The sequence below is a fragment of the uncultured Paraglaciecola sp. genome, assembly GCF_937123705.1.
In the GTDB taxonomy this organism is placed as follows: domain Bacteria; phylum Pseudomonadota; class Gammaproteobacteria; order Enterobacterales; family Alteromonadaceae; genus Paraglaciecola.
Genome location: NZ_CAKZKO010000116.1, coordinates 1 through 12,076, shown reverse-complemented (window position 1 = coordinate 12,076; position 12,076 = coordinate 1). Strand labels below are relative to the sequence as shown.

Below are 12,076 nucleotides of genomic sequence, written 5' to 3'. Positions count from 1 at the left end.
TCCCATAATCTCAGGCTTACCAGTTAGTACCCCTTCAAATTGATTAGTGATCCGTTTATATTGACCAAATAAATAACCAATTTCTCTCGCCCCAACGCCAATATCACCAGCAGGAACATCTGTGTTAGCACCTATGTGACGATAGAGTTCAGTCATATATGACTGACAAAAACGCATAATTTCATTGTCACTTTTTCCTTTAGGGTTAAAGTCAGCACCGCCTTTAGCGCCTCCTAATTGCAACCCTGTGAGTGCATTCTTCAAAACTTGCTCAAAGCCTAAAAATTTCACCACACTTTGATTGACACTCGGGTGGAACCTCAAGCCCCCTTTATAAGGGCCTAGAGTTGAGCTAAATTCGATTCTAAAACCACGGTTAACTTGCACTTTGCCGTCATCATCAAGCCAAGGAACCCTAAATATTGCTTGCCTTTCAGGCTCAACTAACCGCTCTAGAATTGCCTGCTGTTGATATTCACTGTTACCTTCTACTACCTGATTTATTGATGAAAGCACTTCTTCAACAGCTTGATAGAATTCACACTGTGCAGGGCTGGTACGTTTTAAATCGGAAATAGTTTGGTGAATATAATTCATAAGATATAGGCTTAACTCAAATAAACAAAAACAAAAAATGACCCAATTCCAGCGACAAACGTAATCGACGTTATGCGTTTTAATTTAGGTGTTTGCCACGCCATCATAAAACCAGAAAACAATAGCAGCAACATAGAAATTGCAAAAACCACCGCATAAACCTTAAAGATCACTCCACCCTTTGCTTTATGCAATTGCACTAAATTTCTATACCAGCTTGTCTTTTTAACCGTCAGTTGAGCGACTAAAGTATTGTCGGTAGGAGCAAGAGAAATATCCTTATCTGAACCCGTCCACTCTAATGTGAATTGAGAGCCCATGGTTTTAATTTTTGCTTGGCCAGAAGGCACACTTAATCCTAACTTGTGTAATTCTTCCTCCGCTAAAACCGTCAATTCTGTTAACTCAGGCTGAATAGCTTGCTCTAAAGGAATATCAAAAGTCTCAACAAAATAACTGCCTTTAATTCCCCAAGTATATAAAGACCCCGTCACCATAAACATAATCGCTACTGGGAAAATAAATGCCGCCAATAACGAGTGAATCTTCATTAACTGTAATCTGTTCATTCCGTCACCTTCTGCCATAAACTCTATAAATAGGAATTGTATAAATAATTAACGCTCTCGCAAGGCTTCTTTAGCTCTATTAAGCGGTTTCAAGAGATAATCCAAAACCGTTTTTTCACCGGTAATAATATCCACAGAAGCGATCATCCCGGGAACAATCGGGAATTTAACCCCACTTTTATTCTCTAAATAATATTTATCCGTTAAAATATTAACGCGATAATAAAACACATCCGCCTTAACCTCATCACGAATGGTATCCGGAGAAATCGTTACAATTTTTCCATCAAGGCCGCCATAAATCGAATAATCATAAGCAGTGATTTTTACCGACGCTTCGAGGCCTGGGCGAATAAACGCGATATCTCGGGGAGAAACTTGAGCCTCTACCAATAACTTATCGTCCAAAGGAACAATCTGCATTAACTCGCCGTTTCTAGCGACAACACCACCCAAGGTAGAGACATAAATATCTTTCACCACACCTCTCATAGGAGAGCGCAAGGTCAAACGCTGCAAAGAATCCGTACGGCCCTTTAAAACAGAGGTTAATGATTCGACCTGAGCATTTGCTTTAGCCAGTTCTTCCCGTGCTTGAACAATATACTGAGACAAACTATCAATTCGTTTCAATTCTAAATCAGACTTTTGACGCTCTAAGCGAATAACCTCAACCTGGCTCGCCGCACCACTTTGCAATAAGTCTCGGCTAATATTCAGCTCTCGTGATAACAGCTCAATGGCAGAATCAATAGAAGTGAGCGTATCTCTCATGCGTTTTTTGCGGCTATTATATAAACGCTTCTCTTCTTGAATCAGCTCGGAATAACCATCCAAAGACGAAGGAAATCTCAACCTCTTCTCGTCCAGCTCCGCCTGCAATCGTGTGCTTCTTGCTAAAGCGGCACGATACTGAGAAGCACTTTCCTCAACACCCGACTCCGTTTGAGTAGGGTCCAAACGCGCAAGCACCTGACCGGCTTCAACAATATCGCCTTCCTTAACCAACAGCTCCGATAAAATACCACCCTCTAACGACTGAATCACCTGATCTTTAGAGCTAGAAATCACCTTACCAATGCCCGTCGAAACCTCCACCAAAGGCGAAAGTGCAGCCCACACAAAAAACACCACAATTAACAAAAACGTGACATAAATAATAGAGCGAGAACGAGTCAGTGTTACTTTGTCTTCTTGTACCGAATTATATTTCATACTTTTATCTCTTTTGACCTACGCTCTTAATTTCTTTAACGCTTCATTTTTAGGCGCATCCAAAGCAATACGACCATTGCTTAAAACAATAATCCGGCTCACCAAATCCAAAGCAGCCAAGCGATGAGTTGCGACGATCAAAGTTCTATTGCCCAACCACTTATCCAATGTTTTCAAGAAATAACGCTCTGCATCATCATCCAAAGAAGCCGTTGGCTCATCCAAAATAATCACCTGAGGATCTCGCAATACCAATCGAGCCAATAGTAACGACTGACGCTGCCCACCCGATAAGCCCAAACCACCTTCTAATAACTGGTGATCCAAACCTTCTGGTAACTGCTGCACAAAAGTACTTGCTCCAACTAATAACAACGCATTCTCTAACTCTTCCGAACTGGCCTTAGGAGAACCCAACATCAAATTATCGCGAATAGAACCGTGGAATAACCGAGATTGCTGGCTCAATAACATAACGTCACGTCTAACATCAGCAACATCAATTTTATCCAGCGGAGTCTCATCTAATAACACCTCCCCTGCCGTTTTCTTCAAATTGCCACTTAACGCATGCAATAAACTGGATTTACCGACACCGTTTTTACCCAATATCGCAATGCGCTCGCCCGGTTTAATCTTAAGGTTTTTAATCGAAATAACCGTTGGCATTTCTTCACCGTACGAAAACTCAGCATTCTTTAAGTCATAATTTCCTTTCAATAAAGGACGGTGGAATTGCTGTTCAATATCCAGATTATCAACCGGAAGCTTCATAATATTATCAGCTCCTTCTAATGCCATTTTCGCATGTTGCCAGCGCGTTAATACCTGAGTCAACTGCCCCATCGGCGCCAACATTCTAGAAGACAAAATAGACGCAGCAACCAAAGAACCCGTTGTAATATCCCCAGCAATAACCATCGGCGCACCAAAGAAAACCACCACCGCAAATACGGTTACTTGTAATGTTTGGCTCCAGGTTAATAAACTGTTAGTTAAGTTTCTTAGCTTCAACGACGCACTAGCCGTGGCTTCGGTATAATGATTCCACTGTTGCTGAAAACGTGGCTCTGCTTGCAAGGCTTTTACATCTTCTAAACCCTGAATCGTCTCAACCAACATTGCATTACGCAAAGCAGATTCTCTTGTGGCTTCATTGGCATAACGAGCCAATCTTTTTTGCATCAATACCGCAGGTAAAATCATCAAGATAACAGCCGCAAGCGGTATCCAAACCAACGGACCTGCAATAATGAAAAACACACCCAAAAAGAGAATAAAGAACGGCATGTCCGTCACCGCCCCAATAGTACTGGAGGTAATCAACTCACGCAGTTGTTCAAGCTCTCTTAACTGAGAGATAAAACTCCCTGTTGATTTAGGTTTAGCCGTAGTTTGTAAACGAATAGCATGGCCAAATACACGATCCGACACCCGCAAATCGGCCCATTTACCCAACACATTGGTGACCTTGCCGCGTAAAATTCGCATTCCCCAACCAAACGCTGTGGCAAGCAAAACACCAATGAACAGCACATATAAAGTTGGCATCGACTGACCTGGAACCACACGATCATAAACCTGCATAGAGAATAAAATCCCCCCTAGGCCCAGCATATTGGCAATAAAAGCCGCAATCATCACATGACCGTATGGGCGAATATCCATCAAGATAATGCGTTTTAGCCAGCTTTCTTCATAGGGTTTTAAATAATCATCCACCCTTTCATCACGTCGACTCGCCAAAGGACGCGCAACCGCTGCACGAACAATTTTATTGGTAATATCATCTACCGCAATCGGGTTCGCAAATTCCTGCCCAGAAAAGCGCACCCAAATGCGCTTAGAATTTTCTTCTGTTTCGGAACTAACTTCTTCAATACGCTCAACAACCCCAACCGTATTGTCATTAAGATGTATTAAAAATGGGCAAGACCACGCGCTCTCAAGTAACTTAGCTAATGGCACAAATTGCAACGACAAACCGATATGATGCGATAACTGCTGAATTTCCGTATCGGTTCCTTTAATCCACATCGAATGTAAATTAATCGTTTCGGGAGACGTCGCCAATAAATAATGACGCGCAACGGCCAATAAACCTTCACCCCATTGCTCCGACGCTTTAATGGAATTACTACTTTGGATATCACTCATTCTACAAAAACCTTATTCGCTTACGACCAACTCAAATAACTCTCTCAACTCGCCTTTTGCATTCGCACAAGACAACCCTAAAGAGCTCATATCGTTTTCAATATTAATTTGATCCATCTGAGCCTGATAAATATCTTGTTCAGCATTAAGCAAATCCAATAATGGACGGCTGCCTAATTCTAAATACTGCTGCTGATATAAATCCCGTGTTTGTCTGCTGTATTCTTCTCGGGCTTCTAAAACACTGCGATGATGCAGCAAAGTTTCTTTTTGGGCAGAAGCTTCTAATAAAATCTCAATAATCGATAACCGCGCATCAGAAACAGCAGCATCTGCCGATTGCTCCGCCGCCAACGCAGCACTTTTTTCTGCTTGCATTGCCCCGCCTTGATACAGAGGCATATTCACATTTAAGTAAATGGCATAATCTGTTTTTTCATCACCCGCAGACGTATCCCACTCTGGGCGCTGAATATAATGAGTGACCGATGGATCTAACGAAATCGTCGGTTTCAATTTAGCATCCGATTGCTTAGCAATTGCTATTGCCTGTCTTTGTTTGGCCAAAGCAATCGCCAATCTAGGCACGGCATTTAAAGATTCGATTGTATAATCACACGTCGCCGTATTGATGCTGCTTGGGTCTTCGGATACAACCACTCCCGACACTTCACCCAACAAACTCGCAAGGCGGCTTTGCCAAATCTGCTTCTGCGTGGTGTATTGCAACGTCAATGCTTTAGAACTTTGTACCCGAGCTTGGCTTTGCGCCCAATCCGATTTAGTCGCGGCACCTTTTTGATAACGAACCTCAACCAAGTCCATGATTTTCTCTAAACTCACAACCTGCTCTTTAGCCGTTTGTTCTAACGACTGATACCGCCAAACCTGAATAACAGAACTGGCTACTTTTTCTGATATTTCATCAATGACCATCAATAATTCCGCAGCGTATTGCTGAGAAACCGCCTGCTGCGAAGCCACTTCTTGATCTACCTTGCCAAAGTCATACAACATCTGAGACGCCGATAATACTACCGACTGACTAAAACCGGTTTCACCACCATTGCCTTCATAACCACCCTGAAGGCCGCCACTAATTTGTGGGTAATAACCCGCTTCTGCTACATCGATGGAAAATTGCTGACGTAATAACTGTGCTTGAGATTGCTTGATTCTAGGGTGCCAATCCACCGCTGTTTTAACAGCGTCCGACAACGTGGTGGTTTTTTGCAAAGCATAACTTTGAGCCATTGAAGAAGAGCTAAAAAAAGCAACGGTACTGGCCGCACACAAACACTGAATAGTCTTAAACATTTTCATTTTTCAACACCTTTTTCAACACCTTTTTCAATACCTTTTATCAACAACTTGGCAAGTAACTCTTTTAATATTGCCTGTTCCCAATAACAGAAAAAGCAAGCAAGGTTTACCCCAGCTTGCTTTTCTTTTTAACCGCTAGCGAACAACGATTATTTTACACTAATACATCACTTGAACCGGTATTATCATCCAGATAATTATTAGTTTCTGGAGCAGCCATACTATCTACCGCTGGTTCGGAAGCAGCGGCAGACCCTGCAACAGGTTCACCATCAAGTGCTAATGAATCAGAATCATCAACTAAAGAACCAAAATCTGGCAACTCAGCTTCGTCCGCTTCTTCTTCAGCTGGCTCATCAAAGCTAGCGAAAGACATTGAAGCGATGTCAGCTGTTGGCTCTTCAGTCCATGCATCTGGGTATATTGCTTTACTTTCATCAAACCCTTCTAAAGTATCAGCATTATGACCGACAGTCACCGTAAACTGACCAGTTGAAGTCGTACCAAAAGTAGAAGTCAAAGTGTATTCAAAAACATCTTCACCAATGCCCTCACCATTTGCCTGATAAGTATAACTACCATCATTATTAACGATCAAAGTACCGTACTTTCCAATAACTTCTACACTGTTATCATCGTTACCTAAGTTGCCTTGAAGGTACATGTGCTTTCCATTGATTACCATGTCTGACAAATATTCTTTTCCAGTATCATTATCAAATAAGTTACCTTGCTGCTCAGGTAACTCTTTAACTGCATACTCATTGATATAAGTGCTTTCAACGTTTATATCAACATTTAATCGTACTTGGTTTGCCAAGACCTGTGTACTGGTAACAACTAATTCATAGTTACCGGCAATGACATCAGTATTCTCAGTATTCTCAGTATCAAAATCTTTGCCGTAGATTATTATTTCACCAAAGTCAGGTGCATTTTCAGTAGCAATACCTGTGCTTATAACCTTTCTTTCAACAACGCCATCAATATCATCAATACGAACAAGTTCATAGAAAAGTGTGGTTTCTCCTGCTCCCACGTTATCGGCACTAATATTAAGTGTAATAACGTTATTAGTCTCATCAACCAGCGTGAAATTATGGGTCACATTCTGAGCAGCTATTTGACTAGTGCTATACGAATCATCAAGCACCGTCTCAACACGGTTTTCTATATCTATAGTATAATCTATTGCATCATCCATGATCTCGGAGACATCTAATTTTATATTCAAACGACCAGCGGCTCTTTCACCATCTTCTCCTTTATAGATATAGGAGAAGCTGTCGATTTTACCAAAATCCGCACTGGTTAAGCTGTCTTTAGTTTCATAATCGTAGGTACCATCTGAATTCACAGTCAGCGTTCCAAATTCACCATCGATAGTGATTGGATTGCCGTCTACTAACTTAGTCCCATTAACCGATAAGACTAGACTATCAGTTCCAACAACCCCATCAGACTCACCTAAATCCAACGTACCGTTTGATGTACTAGTGTTTAAATCTAGGCTTGAGTAATCGGTTAAAATATCTTTAGTTACAGCCATTGTGGTACCGGAACCAACATCGATACCCAAGTTATCACCTTCCAAGAAGGCTATGTATTCACCTGCTGGTAATGTCAGTGTTATTTCATCACTAACACCCACACCAACCAATAGCGGAGCATAATATTGATACCAATCTTCCTCTTTATGAACTAATACATAATTACCAGAATCATCTTTGCGATATACAAGTAGATCATAAAAAACAACATTAAGGACGCCTAAACCACCACCGGTTGCATGTAAGGTAACTTCCCTTACGGTATTTTCATCAACCACAATGTTCATCGTCTGTTCTTGATCCGGAATAGCATTTATATCTGCTACTGGCCCTAAGCCAACCCCTACAATACCAACGTTCGTAATAGGAGCCGTTCTACCTTCGCTAGTAATATCTTCTGGGGTAGGCTGATCAAACGTTAAAGAGACTGTATGAGTATTGATAAATAAATCAGTAGCTTCTCTTGTCAGCTCAATCGATAAGGTAGCCGTAGACTCGCCTTTTTCTGGATTAGCCGTATCGATAATAGTGTATTCAAATTCATCTTTTTGACCAGCAACTGAACCAGATTTAACCGTGTAAACGTAACCACCTTTACCGTTAATTTCTAGCGTTCCATAAGTGCCTTCAATGATCGTTAATTGACCATCGTTTGATAGTAGAGTTCCATTAACGCTCTTAACTGTTGTCGTATTTGTTACAACATCATCTCCAGCGTTCACATCCAAGTCATCAATCACATTACCTGTGATATTGCCAGAAACAGATTCTGGGTCATTATAATCCAGAGTTTTATTGACGACAGTTTCAAGCGTAATACCATTAACAACAGCTACACCATCATTGTATAGCGCTACTCGATACTCACCTTCTGTTAAAGCAAAGCTGGTTTCTTGAGATTCTCCATAAAAAGCAATAATGGTAAACCAATCTTCAACGGTTTTATCTTCTTCTACCTGCCAAGTATCCAGTTCTTCATTATATTTATAAATAATTAGATCGAATGTATTCGCAAGAGAAACACCGCCACCACTTGCTTTAAGGGTTATTTCACGCTCGGTATTTTCAGCAACAGAGAATGTCATAGAATTCAGATCGGGAATATCAATTACATCTGCCGTTGCAACACCACCAGTGCCGGCATTCACAAATGAAACCACAACCTTAGATTCCGGGTCGAGATCTGTCTTTGTTGGATTGACATCCAGTACCAGTTGCTCATTATTATCGGCGGCAAGTAGAGTATCAACAATAGGAGCCGTTATCGGCAAAGGATCTCCGGCAGAAGGAGTGAAGGTTACTGTAAACTCTTCTCCATCAATATAAACATCATTTAATGGAACCGTATAGTTACCTGCTGCATCAACTAGTGCAGGGTCACCCACAGCATTACCGTCTTCATCTTCAACCATAACTGTTGAACCAGGTTCGGCATTCGAACCTGTGATGACGCTCATAAATACGCCGTCAACTTCTTCAAATTCAATATCGGCATCTGGTTCAGACTGACTCAATATAGTCGTATCCGTCACTGAACCAAGGTTACCCGCAGCATCTGTAACATCCATAGTGACAGTCAATGTACCATTTTCCAAACTACTCAAATCTTGGCCTATTACCGTTACAATGCCGTCAACGACAGTATAGTCAGCTAGAGCAACAGTATGAGTAGTCGTACCATCGGTGATATTGATGCTATTAATAGTTGCTCCAGACTCAACTTTACCACTTAAAGTCACAGCTGTAGCTTCTGAAGCGTTAACAAAATCATCATCAAATACAATACTGTTTTTACCATCACCATTTTCAGGCCCAGTAAGGTCAATGATAAGGCTACCACCGGCGACTCCGGTATTACCAGCAAGTTCTGCTGTGACGATAACAGGGTAATTGCCTTCGCCTACAGTAACATTTTCCAAAGTCCACTCATATGTACCATCATTATTATCATCAGTAATGGTAAATTTGTCAGAATTCGCGTTAGAACTGAATACTTGATCTGGCTGACCTTTTATAGTCACGGTTATAACAGCAGCATCACTATCCACTGTCCCTGTCAGGTCTGTGATAGTTTCTTTAGTTACGAGATCGTCAAAAGTAACCATTACTGCATCTGGGTCAATGGTGATTGTTTGCTTGGTGCCATCCTCAGCATCCGTTGTGCCAACATTACCTGCTGGGTCAGTAGCGGTTACGGTAATATCGACAGCACCTTCAGCTAAGCCTGGCTCTTCTATAGCATCATCTGCTAATGTCCAAGTGCCATTACCATTATTGACTGCATCATATGTATTTTCACCAATCTTAACTTTAACAACAGCGCCTGGATCATTTACCGTACCGCTTAATTCTGGTGTTGTATCGCTGGTAGCCAGTGGGTTCAATAAAACAATCGGTGCTGTGGTATCTAGTATGGTGGCATCGGTGACTGTGCCTGTATTACCTGCAGCATCTTTTACCGTCATTGTTACGGTAAGCTTTCCATCGGTTAAACCGTCTAAAGCGCCACTTGTTATCGTAGCAGTATTACCACTAGGTGTAGCGATAGTAGCGGAATTACCATTCTCATCCGTAATCACAATACTTTCTATTGTTGCATCGTCTTCGACTTCAACTGTCAAATCAACGTCTGCGCCGGCTTCGGTTTTGTTCACAAAACCATCACCATCAACAAACTCGATACTGTTGTCATCAGAACTTGGGACTGATGTATCTCGGCTGGCTGTTGTCGAGACTGGAGCGCTTTCATTACCCGCTGCGTCAGTAATGATCGCTGACACTGTAAGACCTTCGCCATCAAGTGGGGCAGAAACTAAACCCGTGACTTCACCAGCAGTAATGTGAGCCGCTGTGAGTACGATTTCGGTTGAATTGGGTCCATCCGTAATTTTTACCGTATCGCCTGCTTTTGCATCACCTGGCAATGTAACAATAACTGGCACCGTGTTGCCAAAACCAATCTCATCAGTCGTGATATATTCGTCACCATTACCAATTTTAATTGATTCTGGAGCAGATGGTGCAGTGGTATCTGGTGCATTTGCCGAGGTTGGTTCTGAAGTTTTAGGGTCTGGATTAGTTGCGGTAACAACATCCGTTAATGTAACTGTAATTTCTTCTTCATTTTTTAAGGCTGGTGTAACGTCAACTGTAAAATTACCACTTTCATCAACAGTACCAGTACCAACCACGTCTGTACCATTAGGCCCTAGTACTTTTACTGTTGTACCCGGCTCACCTGTTCCAGTGACTTTAGTTACTTCATTGACACCTTCGCCTGAATTTACAACACTGGTAACGTCAGGTGCGTCGGGAGCCGTTATATCGGGTGCTGTGATCTCTACTGCTGGTGATGATGGATTGCCAGATTCATCAACTTGTGTGACTGTTAATGTTTCACCATTAGTTTGAGTCGGATTTAACGGTATTGTAAATTTGCCAGATTCATCAACAACTTTTGAGCCAAGGTTTTCCCCACCAGACCCAAACACTGTTACCGTTGCACCTGACTCTCCAGTACCCGTAATAAACTGACCATCTGTTGGGTCAACCGTAAATGGGGTTGGTGCAGTGGTATCTGGTGCATTTGTATTAACTGCACCAGATTCATTGCCAGATCCATCAATAACTGTTACTTCTAACTCCTCACCGTTTGATTTTGCAGGGTCAATTATAACTTCAAAGTTACCCGCTTCATCAATTTCACCTGTGCCAATCTCTTCCCCTGTTTCTGGGTCTGTCACAACTGCAGTTGCGCCAGGCTCACCCGTTCCAGTAACTACAGTAACTTCTTTTCCATCTTTGATTTCATTTTTCGGTTGATCCACTTCCGGCTTGTAGGGTTTTGTAGTATCTTCTGGCTCGTCTGAACCACCGCCTGAAGATGCTGCAATTGCCGCTGCGCCTCCTAATAACAATAAGCCACCCAACAGAATTGGCCACCAAGGGATGGCTGAACCTGCTGTTTCGTAACCTAGGCTTTGGTATGCCGCATCGCCGTCTTCCATATTCCAGGCTAATAGTTCTTCTTTACCAACTTGTGGTACGTAGGTATAAAACTGGCCGTCTTCGGCTACACCTACTAATGGTGATGGGTTTTCTAGTGTGTAGTAGTTTTCAAGTACTAAGTCTGGCATTGAGCTATCGGCATCTAGGTATAATTCTAGGTCGTTACCAATGCGTTTAATAACAAATTCGGCTGGAGCTGTGCCTGTTGTTACGTCTTTAATTTCGTAGGTTACGTCTTCCATAGCTCGAACAAATAAGTTTTGTCCTTTTACTAGGGTCATTTCTTCAACAACTCTTGTTGAGTTATGTACGATTATTTTAACTTGGCCAGTCATTTTGATTACCTGTTTTAATTCTGTTTAGAGTGAGCGGCTGTACTCATATAGCACAGCCGCTGTTCTTCTATAATTGTTAATTCGTTTTTACTAAGCTGTTTGTTTTAGTAATGTGTCGTTTTTACTAATCTTGTACGTATTCGGTTTTAATACCATACAGTTCGATGTTTACACGACGATCTGGTTGTAAACATTCAATAAGAGATGCGGTAGCTCTGCGGCCGTTACAATCTTGGGTGATTGGGTCTGAAGCGCCTTTGCCTTCGATGTCGATTAAGCCTAATACACCTTTAAGGCGTAAGTATTCTGCTACGGTTGTTGC

Annotated in this window: 6 protein-coding genes and 1 pseudogene; all 7 read right to left on the bottom strand. The window is 41.9% G+C overall.

What is annotated here, in order from left to right:
- A partial coding sequence (locus Q0688_RS14430; RefSeq protein ID WP_299078069.1) for a Glu/Leu/Phe/Val dehydrogenase dimerization domain-containing protein occupies positions 1 to 597 on the bottom strand: 597 nt, incomplete at its 3' end.
- A gap of 11 nt (positions 598 to 608) precedes the next feature.
- Positions 609 to 1,166 carry a PepSY domain-containing protein gene (locus Q0688_RS14425; RefSeq protein WP_299078067.1) on the bottom strand — a complete coding sequence of 186 codons (558 nt, stop codon included), beginning with the start codon at positions 1,164 to 1,166 and terminating at the stop codon, positions 609 to 611.
- A 48-nt stretch (positions 1,167 to 1,214) separates the two neighbouring features.
- Positions 1,215 to 2,381 carry an HlyD family efflux transporter periplasmic adaptor subunit gene (locus Q0688_RS14420; RefSeq protein ID WP_299078062.1) on the bottom strand — a complete coding sequence of 389 codons (1,167 nt, stop codon included), beginning with the start codon at positions 2,379 to 2,381 and terminating at the stop codon, positions 1,215 to 1,217.
- A gap of 18 nt (positions 2,382 to 2,399) precedes the next feature.
- Complete coding sequence (locus Q0688_RS14415; RefSeq protein WP_299078059.1) at positions 2,400 to 4,538, bottom strand: type I secretion system permease/ATPase; 2,139 nt, start codon at positions 4,536 to 4,538, stop codon at positions 2,400 to 2,402.
- Between the two features lie 12 nt (positions 4,539 to 4,550).
- On the bottom strand, positions 4,551 to 5,861 hold the full coding sequence (locus Q0688_RS14410) for a TolC family protein (protein WP_299078056.1): 1,311 nt from the start codon (positions 5,859 to 5,861) through the stop codon (positions 4,551 to 4,553).
- 154 nt (positions 5,862 to 6,015) lie between these two features.
- Complete coding sequence (locus Q0688_RS14405) at positions 6,016 to 11,754, bottom strand: BapA/Bap/LapF family large adhesin (protein ID WP_299078053.1); 5,739 nt, start codon at positions 11,752 to 11,754, stop codon at positions 6,016 to 6,018.
- A gap of 124 nt (positions 11,755 to 11,878) precedes the next feature.
- Positions 11,879 to 12,076, bottom strand: a pseudogene (locus Q0688_RS14400) (hypothetical protein); the annotation flags it as partial.

Excerpts from the sequence above, each read along its gene's own strand:
- Q0688_RS14425 (WP_299078067.1), bottom strand. The coding sequence starts at position 1,166 with ATGAACAGATTACAGTTAATGAAGATTCACTCGTTATTGGCGGCATTT.
- Q0688_RS14415 (WP_299078059.1), bottom strand. The coding sequence starts at position 4,538 with ATGAGTGATATCCAAAGTAGTAATTCCATTAAAGCGTCGGAGCAATGG.
- Q0688_RS14405 (WP_299078053.1), bottom strand. The coding sequence starts at position 11,754 with ATGACTGGCCAAGTTAAAATAATCGTACATAACTCAACAAGAGTTGTT.
- Q0688_RS14410 (WP_299078056.1), bottom strand. The coding sequence starts at position 5,861 with ATGAAAATGTTTAAGACTATTCAGTGTTTGTGTGCGGCCAGTACCGTT.
- Q0688_RS14420 (WP_299078062.1), bottom strand. The coding sequence starts at position 2,381 with ATGAAATATAATTCGGTACAAGAAGACAAAGTAACACTGACTCGTTCT.